At 69.4% G+C, this 19674-nt stretch carries 10 protein-coding genes; 2 read left to right on the top strand and 8 right to left on the bottom strand.

The window, feature by feature from the left end:
- From uxaC to ASD38_RS21480, 5 genes are all read right to left on the bottom strand, one after another.
- On the bottom strand, positions 1-1052 hold a 1052-nt coding region (uxaC, locus tag ASD38_RS21500; protein ID WP_056463307.1), incomplete at its 3' end, for a glucuronate isomerase.
- Between the two features lie 78 nt (positions 1053-1130).
- Positions 1131-3386 carry a hypothetical protein gene (locus tag ASD38_RS21495; protein WP_056463304.1) on the bottom strand — a complete coding sequence of 752 codons (2256 nt, stop codon included), beginning with the start codon at positions 3384-3386 and terminating at the stop codon, positions 1131-1133.
- Positions 3383-5035, bottom strand: coding sequence for a glycoside hydrolase family 43 protein (locus ASD38_RS21490; RefSeq protein WP_056463300.1), 1653 nt, complete (start codon positions 5033-5035; stop codon positions 3383-3385). The genes ASD38_RS21495 and ASD38_RS21490 overlap by 4 nt, the downstream gene beginning before the upstream one ends.
- Positions 5036-5219: 184 nt before the next feature.
- Entirely contained in the window at positions 5220-8297 is a 3078-nt protein-coding gene (locus tag ASD38_RS21485; protein WP_056463297.1) for a TonB-dependent receptor domain-containing protein, read from the bottom strand.
- Between the two features lie 62 nt (positions 8298-8359).
- The gene (locus ASD38_RS21480) at positions 8360-9913 is read right to left on the bottom strand and encodes a rhamnogalacturonidase (RefSeq protein ID WP_235523922.1); all 1554 of its coding nucleotides are present in this window, start codon (positions 9911-9913) and stop codon (positions 8360-8362) included.
- A gap of 215 nt (positions 9914-10128) precedes the next feature.
- Here ASD38_RS21480 and ASD38_RS21475 point away from each other — a divergent pair, with 215 nt between their 5' ends.
- On the top strand, positions 10129-11163 hold the full coding sequence (locus tag ASD38_RS21475; RefSeq protein WP_056463291.1) for a LacI family DNA-binding transcriptional regulator: 1035 nt from the start codon (positions 10129-10131) through the stop codon (positions 11161-11163).
- Here the strand turns inward: ASD38_RS21475 and ASD38_RS21470 are convergent.
- The 3 genes from ASD38_RS21470 to ASD38_RS21460 are packed head-to-tail and all read right to left on the bottom strand — an operon-like array spanning position 11160 to position 15877.
- Positions 11160-14279, bottom strand: coding sequence for a TonB-dependent receptor (locus ASD38_RS21470; protein WP_056463288.1), 3120 nt, complete (start codon positions 14277-14279; stop codon positions 11160-11162). The genes ASD38_RS21475 and ASD38_RS21470 overlap by 4 nt on opposite strands.
- The gene (locus ASD38_RS21465; RefSeq protein ID WP_056463283.1) at positions 14269-15252 is read right to left on the bottom strand and encodes a FecR family protein; all 984 of its coding nucleotides are present in this window, start codon (positions 15250-15252) and stop codon (positions 14269-14271) included. The genes ASD38_RS21470 and ASD38_RS21465 overlap by 11 nt, the downstream gene beginning before the upstream one ends.
- Complete coding sequence (locus ASD38_RS21460; RefSeq protein ID WP_056446116.1) at positions 15230-15877, bottom strand: RNA polymerase sigma factor; 648 nt, start codon at positions 15875-15877, stop codon at positions 15230-15232. The genes ASD38_RS21465 and ASD38_RS21460 overlap by 23 nt, the downstream gene beginning before the upstream one ends.
- 310 nt (positions 15878-16187) lie before the next feature.
- Between ASD38_RS21460 and ASD38_RS21455 the strand changes: the two genes are divergently transcribed.
- Positions 16188-19664: a TonB-dependent receptor domain-containing protein gene (locus tag ASD38_RS21455; RefSeq protein ID WP_056446114.1), complete on the top strand. Its 3477-nt coding sequence runs from the start codon at positions 16188-16190 to the stop codon at positions 19662-19664.
- The last annotated feature ends 10 nt before the right edge of the window (positions 19665-19674 follow it).

Raw genomic sequence — 19674 nt, 5'->3', positions numbered from 1 at the left:
GGGTCGTTGCCGAACCGGGTCAGCAGCGGCTTGAGCGCCTCGACATATTCGGTGCGCATGGGGATGTCGGCGCCCTTGTCGCGGCCGTGGGTGGCCARSAGGCCGACATTGTGGTTGCGGTGCGAGCCGGGGTGGATCTGCATGACCAGCCCGTCGTCCAGGCTCATCTTGGCCATCTCGGTCAGCATCTGGGCCCGGAACAACTCGGCCTTGGCCGGGGTGACGTTCCCCGCCAGCAGGTCCTGGAACAGGGCCTCGGCCTCGACGGCGGACAGGTCGGCGGTGGCGGCGGTCGGATGGCCGTGGTCGGACGAGGTGGCGCCGGCTTGGATGAAGGCCGCGCGGCGCAGGCGGTGGCCTTCCAGATAGCCCTTCCAGCTGGTGACGTCCTGGCCGCAGACCTCGCCGAACCGCTCGAAGGCCCGGCCGAAGCGCTCGTCCTCGAAGTCGATGACCGCGTCGGGACGATAGGCGGTGATCACATGGCCGCCCCAGCCGCTGTCGCGGATGGCCTTGTGGTGCTCGAGCCGATCCTGCGGCCCCTCGGTGGTGGCCAGGGTCTCGATGTTGAAGCGGTCGAACAGGGCCCGGGGCCGGAAGGCCTCGGTGGCCAGGGCCGCGTTGATGGCGTCGAAATAGTCGTCCGAGGTCTCGGCGCTCAGGAACGTCGTGAAGCCGAACACCTGGCTGAACACGTGGTTGAGCCACAGCCACGACGGGGTGCCGCGAAACAGGTGGAAGTTGCTGGCCAGCAGCCGCCAGGCCTCGCGCGGGTCGGTGGCCGGGACCCCGGCCTTGGAGCGCACCTTCAGGGCGTCCAGGCTGATCCCCTGGCTGTAGAGCATGCGGAACAGATAGTGGTCGGGGGCCAGCAGCAGGTCGGTGGCGTCCTCGAAGGGCGCATTCGTCGCGAACCAGGCCGGATCGGTGTGGCCGTGCGGGCTGATGATCGGCAGGGCCTTGACCTGGCCGTACAGCGCCCGGGCGATCTCCCGCGTGCGCCCGTCGGCCGGAAACAGGCGGTCGTCGTGAAAAACCAGAGGCCGGGTCATGGGGGTGGTCATGGGAGCAAAACCGGGGGAGGGAGCGGGGAGGAGAAGGTCGAGACGGCGGGCCCGTCGCGGTCGGATCTAGGGCAGGGGCGTGAGGCCCTCCGCGCGGACGGTCCAGCCCGGCTTCGGGAAGCCGGGGGCGGAACCCTTGGACCCGTCCCAGCCGGCGGCCATCATGCCGACCGCCAGCAGCAGCGAGCCGTTGGACGGGAAATAGGTCTCGGCGGCGCGCCGGTAGCCCGGACCGTCGGGGCCGACCGCGGCGGCCGCGCCGGGCGTGAAGGTCGCGGCGTGCTCGTCGACATGGACGCGCGGCGTCATGCCGGTCACGCCCCACTGGTTGTTCTTCAGGTCCTTGAACAGCCAGTCGACCGCGTCCTCGGGCTCACCCAGCCGGGCGGCGGTCATGGCGACCATCGGGAAGTCCCAGCCCCAGGTCTGGCGCAGGTCCCAGTGATCCTCGGTGGCCCGCAGCGTCCGGCGCATCGTGTCGGGATCGATCCAGTCGCCGCCGATCAGGCCGTAGGCCATCAGGAACGACGGGTGGTCGCGGTTCTCGCAGGATCCCGTGGCGTGGCCGTCGCAGGCCGGCGAGGCGGCTTGGCGCCAGAGATCGGGCGAGCTTTCGGTCGCCAGGTAGAGGCCGTCGCGCTCGGCCACCTTCGACATCCTGGCGATCACCTCGTCCCATTGGGCGTCGCGCGGCAGGCCGCGCCGCTGCCGCCAGGCCTGGGCCGTCCGCAGGCCGCGCCGGAAATATTCGACCTCGAAGGTCGGGTTCAGGGTGGTCAGGGGATCGTAGTTCTCCTGCACCGGAATGATCGGCGGGCCCAGCACATAGCGGCCGGTCGCGGCGTCCCAGCGCGGCCAGGTCGCCAGCAGGCGGGCGGTCTGGTCGACCAGCTCGCCGTAGCGCGCCAGGGTCGCCTGGTCGGGATGGGCCCGGAAGGCCAGCTCGGCCATCAGGATCGGGTGCGGCTGCTGCCACATGATGAAGGGCGAGATCGAGCTGGGGCTGTTGCGGCCCTCGGGTCCCGCCATCTTCGGCCACCAGGCGCCCTGGACCCCGTGCCGCCGGGCCTCGGCCCGGGCCTTGGGCAGGTCGGCCAGGTACCAGGCCAGGCCGCGCTCCAGTTCGGCGGGCCGCCCCCAGGTCGCGAAATGGGCCGAATGCCAGGGGTGCATTTCCAGGTGGAACTTGCCGTTCCAGCTGTTGGAGAACAGACCCTCTTCCTGGGGCGGGGTGTCGCCCGCGCCGTTCAGGGCCTGCAGGTACTGCGACAGCACCACCCGGCGTTCCAGCTCGGCGGCGCGCGGATCGGTGCTGCCGGTGAAGTCCACGACCCCGCCCCGGGTCCAGTAGTCGCGCCAATGGGCGGTCACGGCGTCGCGGGCGGCGGCGTAGGCGACGGGCGGCGGGGCCTTCGCGGTTCGCGAGAAGCCGACCATCACCACCAGCCGGTCGCCGGCCCCGGGCCGCACCGCGAAGGCGTGCGGGCCGGCCGCCGCGATCGTCGCCCCGGGGGCGTCGATGCTCGAGCCGTAGACCGTGCCGTCGAGACGCCGCGACAGGACCAGCCGGCCCGGCGCGCGGTTGACGATCGTGGTGGTGTGCCGCTCGGGATGGGTCCAGTCGGACGGGTCGGGGTTCAGGTTCGCCGACACGCCTGGATAGCGCACCGAGACGCCCAGCCGGCCGGCCGCCACCAGGGGCGAGACGATCTCGACCAGCACGACGTCGCGGTCGGGCTGGACGCGGGTCTCCACCGTCACCGGCTGGCCGTCATAGACGAAGCGGCTGGTCAGGGCGCCGGTCCACAGGTCCAACGCCTGGCGGGTCTGGGACAGGTCGGCGAAGACGGCGGGTTTGCCCTGGGCGTCGCGCAGGTCCAGGGCGATGCGGCCCAGCGAGAAATGATGCGGGTTCTCGCGCAGCCAGGCGTCGGCCGGATTGGGCTTTTCCAGCCCGCCCTTCATCCAGGCATAGGGCTGGCGGCCGCGTCCGGGCACGTCCACCGGCGTCAGGCCGTCGGCCTCGGTGTAGCCCTTGGGGTTGGGGAAGCTGTGCCACGACCACTGGGCCATGGTCAGCAGCGGGGCCAGGGGCGAGTACGGCTCGGGAAAGGTCTGCAGGCCGGTGATGTCGGCGGTGAAGGCAAGCTGGCCGTTGCCGACCATCATCGGCGCGTGCGGATCGACGGCGGTCAGGGTCGGGTCGTGGCGCGAGACCAGGGCATGGCGGTCGATCGGCTGGGCCAGGGCCAGGCCGGGAGCGACGGCCAGGGCGAGGCCAATCACGGCCAAGGGGGCGGCCAGGGCGGCGAGGCGGATCATGGCGTCACCGCCTTGACCGTCACCCCGTCGAAGTCAGCGACGCCCTGCTTCGCCCCGCTCTGTTTAGATGGGACCGGGTCGCCGTAGGTGAACAGGGCGGGGCGGGCGCCCTTCCACCAGCTGAAGCGCAGCGGGGCGGGGCCGCCCAGGGCGACGAAGCTTTTGCCCCCATCGAGGCTGTAGCTGTAGCGCGCGGTCTGGTCGGCGACCTCGACCCGCAGGTCCAGGGCCTTGGCCGGCAGGGTCGGCCCGGCGGTCTCCACGGCGGCCGACGAGAAGGTCACGCGCGAGACGCCGCCCTTCCGCGCCACGCCGATCCAGCTGATCCCCTGGCCGAACATCGCCAGGCCCGCGCGCTGCCCGTCGACCAGGTCGCCGGCGTCCAGGCGCGCGGTGATGACGGCGTGCTCGCTCTGCAGCACCTGGGTCAGGGTGTTGCGGGCCGAGACCAGGTTCGGCGCGGGGCCTGCCGTCAGGCGCAGGAAGCCGGGGCGCTGGGTCAGGCTCCAGCGACGGTCGTCGGGATTGTGGTTCCACTCCCACTGCGGTCCGAGCGCCTTCCCGGAGAAGGTGTCGGAGGTCTGGGGCTGGACCGGCGGGAAGCTTCCGCCGACATCGGGCGCCGCGTGCTCGGCCACCGGCTGGCCGGCGGTCTCGTCGGGCCCGGCGCCGGGGATCGGCTCGCCCATCACCGGCCAGTCGTCCTTCCAGGACACCGGCTGCAGGTGGACGATCCGGCCATAGGCGCCGGCGCTGTTGAAATGGACGAACCAGCCCTGGCCGGAGGGGGTCTCGACCCAGCCGCCCTGGTGCGGACCCTTCCAGGCGGTCTTGCCGGGCGCCAGCACCACGCGGTGTTCGTAGGGGCCCCAGATGTCGCGCGACCGCAGCACCGCCTGCGGGCCGGTCTCGACCCCGCCGATCGGCGCGAAGATGTAGTACCAGCCGTTTCGCTTGTAGAGCTTGGGGCCCTCCAGCACGGGCAGGGTCTTGGCGTCCTCGACGATGACCTTGCCGTCGTCGAGCACCGACTTGCCGTCGGGCGTCATGCGGTGCAGCACCAGCGGTCCGGCCCCGACCTTGCCGTGGATCAGATAGGCCTGGCCGTCGTCGTCCCAGAACGGGCAGGGGTCTTCGAGACCGGCCTGCGCGATCACCGCGACCGGCTTGCTCCACGGCCCCTCGGGCCTGGCGGCCGTCGACATGAAGATCCCCTCGTTGGGCGTGGGGAAGTAGACGTAGAACAGCCCGCCGTGGTGACGGATCGCCGGGGCCCAGACGCCGCCGGCGTAGCGCTGACCGACCGTGCGCTGGTCGCGCGGCATCCGCGCGCCGGTGTCGTCGGTGGGGACCGGGCCGGGCAGGTCGTATTCCGGCGCGAAGGTCAGCCTGGGCAGCACGTGGCCCAGGATCGTCCAGTGGACCAGGTCCCTGGATGTCAGGACCGGCAGGCCCGGCGAGAAATGGAAGCTGGAGGCCACCATGTAATAGTCGGTCCCGACGCGGATCACGTCCGGGTCTGAATAGTCGGCGTGCAGGATCGGGTTGCGATAGGTCGCGGCGGGCGGCGCGGCCAGCACCGGCCCGGCCGCCGCCACGGCCAGCGCCAGGGCCGAAAATCCCGTCAGTCCCAGCTGTTTCACGCGCATCGCACAGGCCTTGTCAAAAGCGGTCGAACTCGGAAGGCGTTCGGGCGCGCGCAGGGCGGGGAAGGACCGCCGAACGCGCGCGCCCGGGCCTGGAGGAAGCGTCGAGCGGTGCGGGGTGATCACGCCCGCCGCCGCTCGAACAGAAACACACGCTTCCCCAAGACATCTCTAGAAAATCACGTCTCTAGAACTTCAGCTTGCCGCCCAGGAAGAAGGTGGTTCCCAGCACGTCATAGGTGGCCGCGTAGGTGTTGGCCGACGGCGACGAGCTGCCCAGGACCGGAGGGTCCCGGTCGGCGATGTTGTTGACCCCGCCGTACACCTGGACGTTCTCGACGATGTCGTAGGTGAACGACATGTCGAAGTAGTTCTGGGCCGGAAGCTTCGGGTTGGTCAGGGTGGACAGGGCCGGAACGGTCCCGCCCGCGCGCTTGGGCAGGATGTACTTGTCGGTCGTGACCTCGCCAATATAGCGGTGACGCAGGTTCAGGGTCAGCGGTCCAGTCCGCCAGATCACCCGGGTCCCGCCCTTCCATTCGGGGATCGGCTGGCCGCAGGTCGGGCCGTAGGCGCCCGCGCAGTAGTTCTTGATGTTCGGGAAGGCCTGGACGGGCGTCGAGGTGAACTCGTCGGTCCAGGTCCACTCCGTGCCGATCTCGAAGCGGCTGTCGTCGCTCAGGTGCGGGATGCCGAAGCCGGCGCTGAACCGGTAGTTGGCCACGAAGTCCACGCCGGCCGTCTTCAGGCCGCCGGTGTTGGCGTTGGTGATCGTCGCGTAATAGGGCGGCGCGATCTCGCCGGTGACCGGGTTGCGCTTGATCGCCTGGCAGAACTCGCTCGAGGCGTTCTGGACGATGTTGTAGCAGAGGTTGAGCGTGTTGTTCAGACCGCCGCCCAAGGCCGAGATCGCGCCGTCCAGGTCGATGTTGAAGTAGTCGACGCTGATGGCCAGGCCGGGAACGGCCCGGGGGGTGATCACCGCGCCGAACGTGTAGGTGTCCGACTTTTCGATGCCGACGTTCGGGTTGCCGCCCTGCAGGTTGCCGATGATGGTGTTGGACTGCACGCCGGGCGTGAAGACCGCGGCGGTTGGGACGCCGGTGGCGACGCAGATCGCGCGGACCGCGGCGGTCTGCTGGGCGACCGGGGCGCGGCTCGAGCACGGATCGGTCGCCGCGTCGAAGCTCTGGGCCAGGCCGCCGTACAGCTCACCGACGTTCGGCGCGCGGATGGCGTGCTGGAACTGGCCGCGGAAGTTGACGTCCGAGGTCACCTGCCAGGCGCCGCCGACCGAATAGGTCCAGACCCCGCCGACGCCCTTCAGATTGTAGTCGGAATAGCGGAAGGCGCCGTTGGCGCTGAGGTTCTTGACGAACGGCAGGTCGGCCAGGATCGGCACGCGGGCCTCGCCGTAGATTTCCTTGACGATGGTGCTGCCGCCGGTCGGCAGGCCGGGATTGAAGCCGACCACGTCGCCCGAGCGCAGGAACTCGTCCGGGGTGTAGCGGGCCGCGTTGTAGCGCCACTCCGTACCGGCCGAGAAGTCGACCGGGCCGGCCGGCAGACTGAAGAGCTCGCCCGACAGCCCAGCCGAGGCGACCTGCTGTTCGGCCTCGGTGATGTTGGTGGCCGCGATCGAGATCGCGGTGACGCCGGCGGGCGAGATGTTCTCGCCGAAGACGTTGAGCACCGGCGCCGCGCCGCCGACCGAGAGCAGGGCGGCCTGGAAGCGGCTGCGCGAGGCGTTGCCTTCCTGGTGGTCGGTCTCCGAGGTTCGGGCGTAGGTGTAGTAGGCGTCGTAGCTGAGGTTGCGCAGGAAGTTGTCGGAGACGCTGCCCAGGTCGCCGCGCACGCCCGCCGCCACGCGCCAGACGTTGCGTTCGGCGTTGTTGCGGCGCAGGCCGATCTCGCGAAGGCGACGCCCGACATTGATCACGGCCAGGCCGTCGCCGGCCACGGTGGTCCGCGTCGCGGTGCCGGTGGTCACCGTCGTGGTCCCGGTCTCCTTCAGGTCCATCTGACGCAGAACTTCCTGCATCGAGGCCGAGAGGTAGGGGTTGTTGGTGTTGAACAGGAACGGGCCGTTGATGTTGGTCGGCGCCAGCTGCATGTCGACGACGTTGTTGCTGAAGTGGCCTTCCAGGTAGCCGGTGACCCGGCTGTTGAAGTCGTAATGGCTGAAGGCGTTCATCATCCAGCGCTTCTGCGGGATGATCAGATAGTTGTCCGGGCCCAGGTTGAAATCGTCCTGCGGGGTGAGGGCGGGACGGGCCGTGGTGCCAGCGGTGTTGAAGGTGAAGCCGCGCGAGCCCATCGAACCCAGGCCGGCGGCGATCAGCGCCGCGTCCAGGCCCGGGGTCGAGCCCGCGCCGCCGACGGCCGGCACGCCGGTGAAGCGGCCGTTGGGAATGTCGCCGCTGCCGCCGGCGATCAGGCCCATGCGGCCGCCGGCCGCCGCGCAGGTCGAGCCGCCCGGAACGGCCAGAGGCACGCCGGCCTTGCTCTTGCTGAACGAGGCGGAGGTCACGCAGCCGTCGGACAGGGAGTCATAGGTCCAGTGTCCGCGCATCCCGCGCGAGATGGCGCCGCGATCCAGATAGTTGATCGAGACGACCGCGTTGCCGCGGCCCTCGGCGAAGTTGCCGCCGACCGTCAGGTCCAGATTGTAGGTGGGGGTGGTGGTGTGGCTGTCCCAGTTGGTCTGGCCGTTGATCTCGACCCCTTCGAAGTCGTCTCGCATGATGAAGTTGACGACGCCGGTGATGGCGTCCGAGCCGTAGACCGCCGAGGAGCCGCCGGTCACCACTTCGGTCTGCTTGATCAGCGAGACGGGGATCGTGTTGATGTCGGTGGTCTGGTCGGCGCCGGCGATGGCGAACCGCCGGCCGTTGACCAGCACCAGGTTCCGCTGGGCGCCGAAGCCGCGCAGATTGAGCGTGGCCGTGCCGCCAGGCACGGTGTTGGCCGTCTGGCCGTTGTTCTGCGAGCCCACGAATTGTGGATTGGTCCCCAGCAGCTGTTCGGCGTTGACCGTGCCGGACAGCTTGAATTCCTCGGCGCTCACGACCGCCACCGGCGTCGGGGCGCTGAAGCCGCGCGAGGCCAGGCGCGAGCCGGTCACCACCACGGTCTCGACCATTGAAGCCTCGTTGCCGGACGGAGCCGGCGATGTGTTTTGTGCTTGTGCCAGCGCTGGCACAAGCAGCAAAGCCGCGGCCAGGACGGCGGGCGAAGCCGCGCCGAAGTAGTGCTTGGTGTTCATGTCGTTCCCTCCTGAGGCGGCTCTTTGGGCCGCTCGCTTGCGCTTGGTAGAAAGATCTGGGGTTAGAAAGTCTGGCTCACCGTCCCGTCGAAGCGACGGTCTTCGAGCCAGCGGCCGCCGAAGCTCCGGAAGCCCGTGACCTGGTCCAGCGCGAAGTTGGACGGGGCCTTGGGCAAGCGGAGTCGGAAGAGGTCGATGTCTTGGACGTCCCGCATCCAGAAGGCCGGCCGGGCGTCGGCGGCCTCGGTCACGATCTCGATGTTGCTCATCTCGATGTTGCGGGCGTGGCGGATGAAGAAGCCGGTGGCGGGCAAGTCGCCGAACATGTCCGGATCCGGATAGGCCTTGTCGGCCTCGGGCGGCTGTCGCTTGGCCAGCTCGGCCGAACCGCCGCCCAGCTGGTGGAAGTAGACGTCGCTGATCTTGACGTCCTCGACCGGGTGGCCGGCCACGCCGGCGATGATCGAGGGCTGCGGGGTCGCGCCGTGGCTGACGATGTTCTGGATCGTGATGCGCCGCAGCTTGCCGACCGCGGCCCCGGCCGGCCCCCGCATGCGGCTGCCCAAGCGCAGGAACAGCGGCGGAAAGCCCAGGCCGCGCATGGTGATGTTGCTGATGGCGATGTCTTCGGTCAGCGCCCCGTCCATCGTCTCCAGCGCGATGCCGTAGCAGTGGTCGAACACGCAGTTGGTGATGGTCACGTTCTTGAAGCCGCCGTTCGACTCCGTGCCCAGCTTGATCCGGCCATAGCCGTGGAACCCCGGCGGCATCGTCTTCCACGTGCCGTCGATCACCGAGCCCATCTCGTAATTGCCGGTGAGCAGGCAGTCGGAGATCGTCAGGTTCTCGGTCGGCCGCGCATAGCCCAGGGCGAACGAGCTCTTGGGGCAGATGCCGTCGTCCCACGGCGAGTTGATCGTGCAGTTGGTGACCCGCACGTTGCGGCAGCAGTCGATGTCCAGCCCGTCGCGGTTGGTGTCGACGATCAGACTGTCGATAATCAGATTGTCGACGCCGGTGGCCAGCAGGGCGAACCAGCCGCCTTGCAGGATCTTGAAGTCCCGCAGCAGCACGTTGCGGCAGTTCTTCAGGGCGATGGCCTTGTCGCCGACGCCGGGACCGCTGACGTCCGGCGGATCGTCGGGGAAGCGGTGGCCGCGGGTCAGGCCCTTGCCCCAGATCAGGCCGGCGCCGACGATGGCGATGTCGTGCAGGCCTTCGCCGAAGATCAGGCTGTTGGTCCAGTGGCTGTGGCCGTAGTCCTGATAGGCGTTGCCGGCGCCGGGACCGGGATCGTCATAGCCGTTCGGCGCCACGCCGGTCGGCGCGGCGGCCAGGATCACGGCCCCGGCCTCGAGGTGCAGGATGATGTTGCTCTTCAGGCGCAGGGTGTAGCAGGCGTAGGTCCCGGGCGGGACGTAGACCGTGCCGCCGCCCCGCGACGCGACGTGGTCGATGGCCTTGTTGATGGCGGGGGAGTCGATGGCCGCGCCGTCGCCGACGGCGCCGAAATCGCGGACGTTGAACCAGTGATCGGTCGGGTTGGAGGGCCGGGGCTGGGCGCCGGCGGAACCGGCGGCGGAAAGCGTCGAAACGCCGGCCAAACCCGCGAGCACCAGCCCTCTTCGATCCAGTCTCATCCCGCGCGCGCCCCTTATTGAACCTGTCTGACGCAGGTCCGTTGCGGGCAGGAAACATTCGGCGACCAGGGGTGTCAAATGTTTTTGGTACCGGTAGCATTCAATTTGCCAGCGCTGGCACGACAGATGCTAGCGCTGGCAACGCTGTCATACTCGCGCTATGTCATATGGTGGGAAACGGGAGTGTTCGGGTGGTCCAGGGCGAATTCGGCGCGGCGCTTTCGGTGACGATCGACGATGTGGCCCAGGCGGCGGGCGTTTCGATTCGCACGGTGTCGCGGGTGCTCAACAAGGCGCCCAATGTCGGCGATGAGACGCGCAAGACGGTCCTGGAGACCATCGACAGGCTCGGCTACAGCCCCAGCATCCGCGCGCGGGCCCTGGCCTCGGGGCGCTCGTTCCTGATCGCCGTGGTGCAGGACGATCCCAACGCCCACGTGATCAGCGCCCTGCAGCGCGGCATCGTCGAGACCTGTTCGCGGCACGGCTACGAACTGGTCGTCCACCCGGTGCGGTTCGGCGATCCCGAGATCGCCGCCGACGTGGAGAGCTTCGTGCGGCGCTCGCGGGTGGACGGCCTGATCGTCCTGCCGCCGACCTCCGAGATCGCCGCGATCCCCGCGCGCCTGACCCAGCTGGGCGTGCCGTCGGTGGGCATCGCCTCTGTGTTGCTGCCCGAATATCCCAGCATGCTGGTCAGCGACGAGCGGGGCGCGACCTTCGAACTCGGCCGGCGCCTGGTCGAGCTGGGGCATCGCCGGATCGCCCTGATCGAAGGCCCGCCCCACTTCCGTTCGGCGCAGGAGCGCAGGGCCGGCTTCCTGGCGGCGCTGCCCGAGCCGATGCCGGAACACTATCGCCAGAAGGGCGACTACGGCTTCGAGAGCGGCCTGGCCGCCGCCGAGGCGCTGCTCTCTCTCGACCAGCCGCCGACCGCGATCTTCGCCTGCAACGACATCATGGCCGCGGCCGTGCTCAAGGTGGCCCGCGAGCGCGACGTGCGGGTGCCGGGCCAGCTGTCGGTGGCCGGGTTCGACGACAGCGACATCGCCTCGATGGTCACCCCGGCCCTGACGACGATCCGTCGGCCGCTGACCGACATGGCCAGGCTGGCGACCGAGACCCTGCTGGCCATGATCGACGACCCGAACGGCGCCCAGCCGCACAAGTCGATCACCCTGAGCCTGATCCAGCGCCAGTCGGTGGCCCCGCCAGAGAAAACTTAGAACCGCATCTCCAGCCCCAGACGGAACTCCCGGCCGGTGTGGTGCTGGTAGTTGGCCAGGTCGCTGGTGTCGGAGAACTGGCGATGGGCCGTGTTCAGCAGGTTGCCGCCCGCCGCCGTCACCCACCATCCGCGCGCGACCCGATAGCGGGCCGAGAGGTCCAGGTTGGTGTAGGCGTTGACGCCGTCCACGTCGGCGCCGGTCGGGGCGGGGATGGCGGTCAGGTAGCGGCCGCGATGCGACAGGGTGGCGCGCAGATCCAGGCCGTTGCGGCGATAGGCCGTCGTGATCGTTCCCACGATGCGCGGCGAGCCCAGGCTGTCGTGGGCGATGAACGGTTCCCCCTGCAGGTTCCAGAACCGCATGCGCGCGCGGGTGTAGGTCAGGCCGGCGCGAACGTTCCAGCCGCGCAGGGCCGGCGTGGCCAGGTCGAGCGGAGCCTGAAGCGCCAGCTCCAGCCCGTCCAGATGGCCGCCGCCGCGATCGGTCCGGGTCAGGAACTGCCAGATCGGCAGGTCGGGCGCGCAGCCCGGCAGACGGCCGCACGCCGTCAGCGCCATGCTGTCGGGCAGGCCGAACGGATTGTCGGAAAACACCGTCGGCGCGGTGGTGGTGATCTGGACGCTGGAGCGGATGGTCTTGTGGAAGAGCGCCGCCGAGAAGACCGCTCCCGGCGCGAAGTACCATTCGGCGGCGGTGTCCAGGGTGTCGGCGCGCGCGGGGCGCAGGAACGGATCGCCGGCCGAAGCCGCCCGCAGGCCTCCCGTCGAGACGGTGATCCCGGGCCGCAGGCTGCGCAGGTCCGGGCGCGTCATCACTCGCGCGGCGGCGAACCGCAGCAACAGGTCGTCGCGCGGTTCGACGGCCAGGTTGAACGAGGGCAGCAGGTCGTCGTACGCCCGCGACGCCGAGATCGGCGCCACGAAGCCCGGCGCGTTCACGTCGGTGGTGAAGCCCTGGGACGCCTGGCGGGTGTGGGCGTAGCGCAGGCCGAGATCGCCGCGCGGCGACCAGGCCGTGGACGCCGAGAAGGCCGCCTGCAGATAGGCGGAGCTGTCGTGTTCCTCGACCGCGTAGTTGAGGCCCAGAAGCGGTTCGGGGCCCAGCTCCAGCGTCTCGCAGGGGTTCGACCAGCAGGCGGCGCGGAAGAGGGCGGAGGCCATGACGACATCGGGCGCCAGCCAGGCGTCGGGCGTGCCGGCCGCGGTGTTGAAGCGTTCCGACCAGGCCTGGTGCAGATAGGCGGACGGCGGGATCGCCGCGAGGGCGGGCGGGATGTCGGCGTTGAGGTTGGCGATCGTGCCGTCCGACCGCGCCATGGCGACCGCGTCGGTGCGATAGGTCTTGTGCTGGAGCCCGCCTCGCAAAGTCAGCCTCTCCGCCGGCGTCCATTCGAGGTCCAGGCCGGCGGTCTTGAAGCTGTTGTCGACCCAATTGGGTTCGGTCCGCAGTTCGGCCAGGGTCCAGTTCGCGGGCTTGGCCAGGTCGGCCGATCCGAAGTCGATCAAAGGCCGCCGGCGGTCGCTGAAATCGTAGGCGAAGCCTTGGACGTCGTACTGATCCAGCTGGACGGTGGTCTGCAGCGGATTGCTGAAATCGGACCGGCTGTAGCCCGCGAGCGCCGTCAGGGTCAGTTGATCCGAAAGGCGCTGACGGACCGACAGGGTGGTCTGGCGGAAGATGGTCTCGAGCCGGTCGAACCGCGACTCCGTGCGGACATCGACATTGTCGAACGCCCCCGCGATCAGCACCGGCAGACCCGGTCGCGGCGTGATGATCGTGGCGTCCCTGACCCGGACGGCGGCCAGGCCGCAGTCGGGATCGAGCGGCGTGCGACAGGCCCCCGCCGTGCGGAAGGTGAAGCTCTCCAGCAGGTCCTCGCGCCGCTCCGAGGACAGTTCGGAATAGAGGACGTCCAGGGCGACGTGGGTGCGGTCGGACGGCCGCCACTGCAGGCTCCCGGTCAGGCCCAGGCGCCTCTGCTCGATGCGGAACGCTTCCAGCCGGGGGATGCGCGGATGCAGGGCGGCGTTCAACGCCGCCAGGTCCGGCGCGCCCGGCGCCGCGCCGCCGAAGCCCGGAAAGACCGTGTCGCCGGCCTGCCACTGCCCGGCGTTGGTGCCGACATCGTCGACGGACCGCTCCGAATAGGCGCCCGAGATCAGCACCCCGAACCGGTCGTCCTGGGTGCGGCGTGACGCGATCGCCGAGAGGCGCGGAACGGCCTCGCGGCTTCCGAAGTTGTAGGCGCCCTCGACCGTCAGCTGGACCCTGGAGCGCGGACCGTCCAGGGGTGACCGGGTCCGCAGATCGACCGTGGCGCCCAGCGAGCCCTCGTCGACATCGGCCGACGGGGTCTTCTGCACCCGGATCTGGTTGAAGAGGTCGGCGGCGAAGACGTTGAAATCGAAGCCCCGGCCGCGGTTGGTCCCGCCGCCGGCGTTCGATCCGCCGAACGTCGCCAGGGTCTCCATGCCGTTGATGCGGACGCGGGTGAACTCGCTGCCGACCCCGCGCACGCTGACCTGCCGGCCTTCGCCGCCGTCGTTGGTGACGGCCACGCCGGGCAGCTGCTGCATGGCGCTGCCCAGGCCCGGATCGGCCAGGTTGCGAAGGTCGTCGCCCAGCAGGATGTCGCTGCTCTCGGCCGACAGGCGCTTCATTCGCAGGGCCTCGCCGCCGGCGTCGCGCGCGATGACCTGGACCGTGCTCAGGGCGGGGGGCTCGCTGTCCTCGGGCGGCAGGAGCCGGGGGCGGGACGGGGCGATCGCGGGGCGCGGCGCGGCGGGCCTGATGCTGATGACCCCGTCGGCGCTGACCGACAGCTCCAGGTCCGAGCCGCGCAGCAGGCGTCGCACGGCCTCGGCCGGCTCCAGACGGCCGCGCACCGCCGGCGCCGATCGTCCCCGGACCGAGCCGGCCGGCGCGATGATGATCACCCCCGTCTGGCGCGACAGGGCCAGCAGGGCGCTCGCCAGAGGCTGGGCGGGGACGTCGACGACCTTGGCCGGCGCGGCCTGGACCACCGTCGGCGTCAGGCCCAGGAGCAAGGTCAGCGTCGCCGCGACGGTGACCAGACGAGGACCGCGCGCGCCGAGGCGGGTCTTACCGGGCATGAGGCTCCGGCGCGCGTTTCGGCTCGGCGGCGACGAGGGTCCGGCCGCCGCGACCGTCCGCGATCAGGCGCACCGGCAGCACGCGCGGCAGTTCGGCGACGAAGCGGTCGGCCTGGGCGATGTCGAAGGCGGCGGTGACCTTCAGCCGGGCCGTCGAAGCCGAGCCGATCGTCAACGGACGCTGGCCGTAGCGGTTGAGATCGGCGACGACCTCGGCCAGCGGCGCGTCCTCGTAGGCCAGGCGGCCCTGGCGCCAGCCGCCCGCCAGGTCCGGCCGGGACAGCACGCCGACGGTGAGGCCGCGCGCGTCGGCGACCGCGGTCTGGCCAGCGCGCAGCGTGACCGCGCGGTGCTCCTGACGATCCGAAACCTGGACGACGCCCTGTTCGACCTCGACCCGCACCTCCTGATCGGCGCCGTGATGGACGTTGAAGCGCGTCCCGACGACCCGGACCATGGCGTCTCCGGCCTGGACCGTGAACGGACGGCCGCTCTGGTGAGCGACGACGAAGAAGGCTTCGCCATGCTCCAGCGCCAGCGTGCGCGGCCGCCAGCGCGAGGCGGCCTGGAGACGCGACGCCGGGGCCAGGGTGACCTGGCTGCCGTCGCTCAGGGCGATCTGGCGGGTTTCGCCCGGCCGGGTCTCGTAGGCCGGGGCGGGGAGGGCGAAGACGGCGATGGCCAGGCAGGCCGCCAGCAGGCCGCCGGCGGCCAGGGCCGGGACCCGCCACCGAAGGCCTTGGGGCGCGATGGAACGCGCGGCGGGCTGGGCGGCCAGAGAGGCGCCCAGGCCGCCCAGCATCAGGATCACGCCCTCGGCCTGTTCATAGGCGCGACGGTGCAGCGGGTCGGCGTCCAGCCAGGCGCCCAGCAGTCGCGACCGCTCGGGCGGGAAGTCCTCGCCCACGACCGCCAGGGCCCAGGCGCGGGCGGTCTGGCCGATCGGCGAGTCAGGATCCACGGCTTCGTTCACGCGAGAGTCCTCGATAATCGGCGGTTCCATGGATCAGGGCGCGCTGGCAGACGGCCAGCGCCTCCTCGACGGTCTTGCGGACGAGCGATGGCGAGACGCCGAAGCGCTCGGCGATCGCCACGAAGCTCTGGCCGTCCATCCGGTTGGCCAGCAGGTACCGACGATGCCGCTCGGGCAGGCCCTGCACGACCTTTTCGAGCAGGCCCATCTGCTGCTTGGCGATCAGGGTGCGCTCCAGGTCGGGCGTCTCCTCGGCGTCGATCGCCAGCAGGGGCGCCGAGGCGTCGAGGGTCCGGCTGACGCGGGCCAGGCTGCGGCGTTCGTCCAGCATCAGGTTGATCGCCACGCGGAACACGAAGGCCCGGGGGCTTTCGATCCGTTCGGCGCCTTCCAGCTCGCCCAGCTTGAAGAAGGCCTGCTGAGCCACGTCCTCCGGATCGGGCGGGCCCGCGCCGAACCGCGCGCGCAGGAAGGCGCACAGGTCGCGCCACTCGCGGGCATAGGTCGCCGAATAGGACGGGCGATCGCGCCACCGACCTCTCGCGGCGTCCTTTGGCCCGACTTCCCCTGGCCTGACGCTGTTTGGCCCGACGATTCGAAGCTTTGGCGTCTTCGCCTCGAACACCGGTGCTCCCCAGTCACGTCGGCCATTTTCTTGAGGCGACGACGATGGGAGGGAACGGGCCCGCGATCAACCGAAACAGAAAAAAATGCGGGGGAGGCGAACTTTTTTGTGCGGATCAACACGGCGAAAACGTCGTTTTCCGTGGTTCTGAAAAGAGGCAAAATATTCAACGTTTTTAGAATGATACCGCTAACTTTTCCCCTTTTCTCCAGGTTCTTGCCATGTTTATCCTAATGACACCGGTGACAAAAGGCCGGGCCAATTAAGGCGGCTTACGAACCGCCGGGACGAACTTGGGGAGGAAGAGTCCATGACTAAGTCCACGCATCCGCACACCTGCGCCCTGCTGCGCAATTCGTCGCGCCTGGCGCTGACGGCCGCGCTGACGGCCGGGTTCTCGATCGGCCTCGCGGCGACCGCGGCCCAGGCCCAAACCGCTCAGACCGCCGCCGCCGAGACCGTGATCGACGAGGTCGTCGTCACGGGCTACCGCGCCTCGCTGCGCAGCGCGATGGAGACCAAGAAGACCTCGGACGTCATGCTCGACGCCATCAACGCCGAGGACATCGCCGATTTCCCGGACTCGAACCTGGCCGAATCCCTGCAGCGCCTGCCCGGCATCTCGATCGACCGCGACAACGGCGAAGGGCGCACGATCAGCGTCCGCGGCCTGAGCGGCGACTTCAGCCGGGTGCGGATCAACAACATGGAAGCGCTGTCCACCGGCGCCAACAACGACGCCGGCGCCAGCCCCAACCGCTCGCGCGCGTTCGACTTCAACGCCTTCGCCTCGGAGCTGTTCAGCTCGGTGCGGGTGCGCAAGTCGTCGTCGGCCGAAGCCGACGAAGGCTCGCTGGGCGCCACCGTCGACCTGATCACCGGCAAGCCCTTCGACTACAAGAACGGCGCCTTCGCCGCCTCGGCCGAGGACTCGTATTACGAGAACGGCAAGACCCACAGCCCGCGCTTCACCGTGCTGGCTTCGGACCGCTGGTTCGACGGCAAGGTCGGTCTGCTGGTCTCGGGCGCCTACGCCAAGCGCAAGTCGGTTGACGACAACTATGCCCGGGGCGGCGGTTCGGCCGACTACACCTATCGCGGCTCGACCTGGACCGGCAACGAACTGCCCGGCCGCGCCGGCTTCGCCGCGCCGACCGGCACGGTGTTCAGCGCCCTGATTCCGACCACCCTGACGGGCGCGGCGCTCGACGCCTACAAGGCCAATGCGGCCAATTACTACGACCCGCTGGCCAACCCGGCCGCTTATGCCGAAATGACCGGTTCGGACCCGGCCGCCTACGCCAAGCTCTATCCGAATTGCGCGGCCACGGCGGGCCAGCCGGTCTCCGCCCTGACCCCGACGACGTCGGGCTGCAACGACTCGCTGATCCGCTTCCCGGCCCTGCCGACGCTGAATGAAAAGGACGTCGACACAGAGCGCCTGGGCCTGACCGCCGCGTTCCAGGTGCAGATCAGCGAGCGCACCCGCCTGACGGTCGACGCGCTGTATTCGCGCTTCGAAAGCACGACGACCAACTACGGTCTCTCGCCGGTCGGCCTGAACCGCAACAACACCAACGCCAGCTATTCCTACGGGGCCAACGTGCCCACGGCCACCGCCCGCGCCGGCACGGCCATGACGGCCGCCCAGCGCCGCGCGCTCTATCCGGGCGCCTGCACCTTCGCCGCCGAAACCGAGCTGAACCCCGGCCAGGATTGCGGCCAGTCGCTGTACGGCACGACGCCGCTCCCCGGCTACAGCTTCAGCTACAGCCCCTACAATCTCGATCCGTACGAGTACTACACCAACCCGACTTCGCCGGGTTACGCCGGGCCAGCCGCGTCGCTGCCGTTCCGCGGCGACCTGATCGGCCGTCCGTCGGTCAAGCTGCTCGACGCCGAGGTCGTGGGCCAGAACGCCGAGTACCTGAAGCTGGGCAACGTTGACTGGCGCTCGGCCGCCGACCGCGGCGCCTACACCACCGACTTCCGCCAGGTGTCGTTCGACCTGACGCACGAGTTCAGCGACCGCTTCCGCGGCCAATTCAGCGCCGGCATGTCGGAGTCGACGAACGAAAACCAGGGCACCCTGGTCGAGTTCAACTACATGGACGCGCCGGAACCGTTCATCTTCGACGAGCGCGGCGCCAACGGCATGCCCCGGTTCGACGCCGGCTTCAACGCCGCCGATCCCAACAAGTGGGGGATCATCAAAGGCTTTTCGGGCATGCGCAATTACAAGCGCACGACGGAGAACACCTACAAGGGCCTGAAGGCGGACTTCACCTACGAGCTGGACGACAACTGGTCGGTCCAGTTCGGCGGCACCGGCCGCAAGTTCGAGTTCACCACCAACCAGTTCGAACGCAACAGCGACCTCCTGAACCCGACCGAGAAGGAGGCCGGCGTCAGCATCGCGTCCCTGGGCCGGGTCGTGAACTTCGGCGACGGCCTGGAAGTGCCGCAAGGCACGACCACTAGCTTCTTCGCGCCCAGCCTGGAAGCCTTCGACAGCGTCTTCGACTTCGACTGCAACTGCATCAACAAGTACGGCGATTTCCGCATCACCCGGAAGCGCAACCGCTCGGCCTCGTTCGGCGTGACCGAGGACAACTACGCCTACTACGCGCAGTTCAACTTCAACTACGATGTCCTGGACGGCCGCCGCCTGTCGGGCAATGTCGGCGTCCGCCAGGCCCACACCGAGGTGAACGCCCAGGGCGAGACGACCGCTGGCCGGCCGATCTACGGCGCCAACAGCTATGACGACACGCTGCCCGCGGGCAACGTGACGTTCGAGGCCTTCCACAACTTCTACATCCGCGCCGCGGCGGCCAAGGTCATGGCCCGCCCGCTGCTGGGCAACCTGTCGCCGGCGGTGACCGGCATCAGCGTCCCGAGCGACGGCTCGAGCACCGGGGGCACCCTGACGGTGGGCAATCCCAAGCTGTCGCCGTTCCGCGGCAAGGCCTACGACGTGGCGGCCGAATGGTACTTCACACCGGGCGGCCTGATCAGCCTGGGCTATTTCCGCAAGGACATCTCGTCGTACCCGCAGACGATCTTCTACGAAGCCCCGCTGTCGGAATTCCTCGACCCCGAGGCGATCGAAGCGCTGAAGCTGGGTTTCCCCGGCACGACCGGCGGCGACGTTTTCCGCCGCGCCTATATCGACGCCAACAATCCCTTCCTCGCTCGTCAGGTCCGCGACGCGCCGGGCGGCGTCCTGCAGGGTTGGGAATTCAACTACCAGCAGGACCTGACCTTCCTGCCCTGGTACTTCAAGAACCTGGGCGTCCAGTTCAACGCCACCAAGCTGGACACCGAGCTGACCTACATCCTGGATCCGGGCAACGTGAACGCCACGACCGGGGCGGTCCTGAAGGCTCCGGTCTACGGCAAGGCGCCGTGGCTGGGCGCTTCGCCCGAGGGCCTGAATTTCACGCTCTACTACGAGACCGAGAAGTTCAACGCCCGCGTCTCGGTGGCCCACCGCGCCGAGTACTACACCAAGTACCCCGTCGGGGCCGGCAACTGCGACCCGGGCCTGCAGGCGAGCGGCGCGGCTTGCGACTCTCCGCTGATCAACGAGTTCGACGGGGCCAAGGCCACCACCAACGTCGACTTCTCGGCGCGCTACCAACCGATCGAGAAGGTCAGCATCACCTTCGAGGCGCTGAACATCACCAACGAGATGTCCTCGCGGTTCACGTTCGCCGATCCGGTCGTCCTCTCGTACGGCGGATCGGGTCCGAACTACCGGATCGGCATTCGCTACAAGTACTGACCCCGTTTCG

Source organism: Caulobacter sp. Root487D2Y, from assembly GCF_001427165.1.
Taxonomy (GTDB): domain Bacteria; phylum Pseudomonadota; class Alphaproteobacteria; order Caulobacterales; family Caulobacteraceae; genus Caulobacter.
This window is presented reverse-complemented; position numbering and strand designations above follow the sequence as displayed.

Coding starts and splice junctions, on each gene's coding strand:
- ASD38_RS21495 (WP_056463304.1), bottom strand. CDS start 3,386: ATGATCCGCCTCGCCGCCCTGGCCGCCCCCTTGGCCGTGATTGGCCTC.
- ASD38_RS21490 (WP_056463300.1), bottom strand. CDS start 5,035: ATGCGCGTGAAACAGCTGGGACTGACGGGATTTTCGGCCCTGGCGCTG.
- ASD38_RS21455 (WP_056446114.1), top strand. CDS start 16,188: ATGACTAAGTCCACGCATCCGCACACCTGCGCCCTGCTGCGCAATTCG.
- ASD38_RS21470 (WP_056463288.1), bottom strand. CDS start 14,279: ATGCCCGGTAAGACCCGCCTCGGCGCGCGCGGTCCTCGTCTGGTCACC.
- ASD38_RS21485 (WP_056463297.1), bottom strand. CDS start 8,297: ATGAACACCAAGCACTACTTCGGCGCGGCTTCGCCCGCCGTCCTGGCC.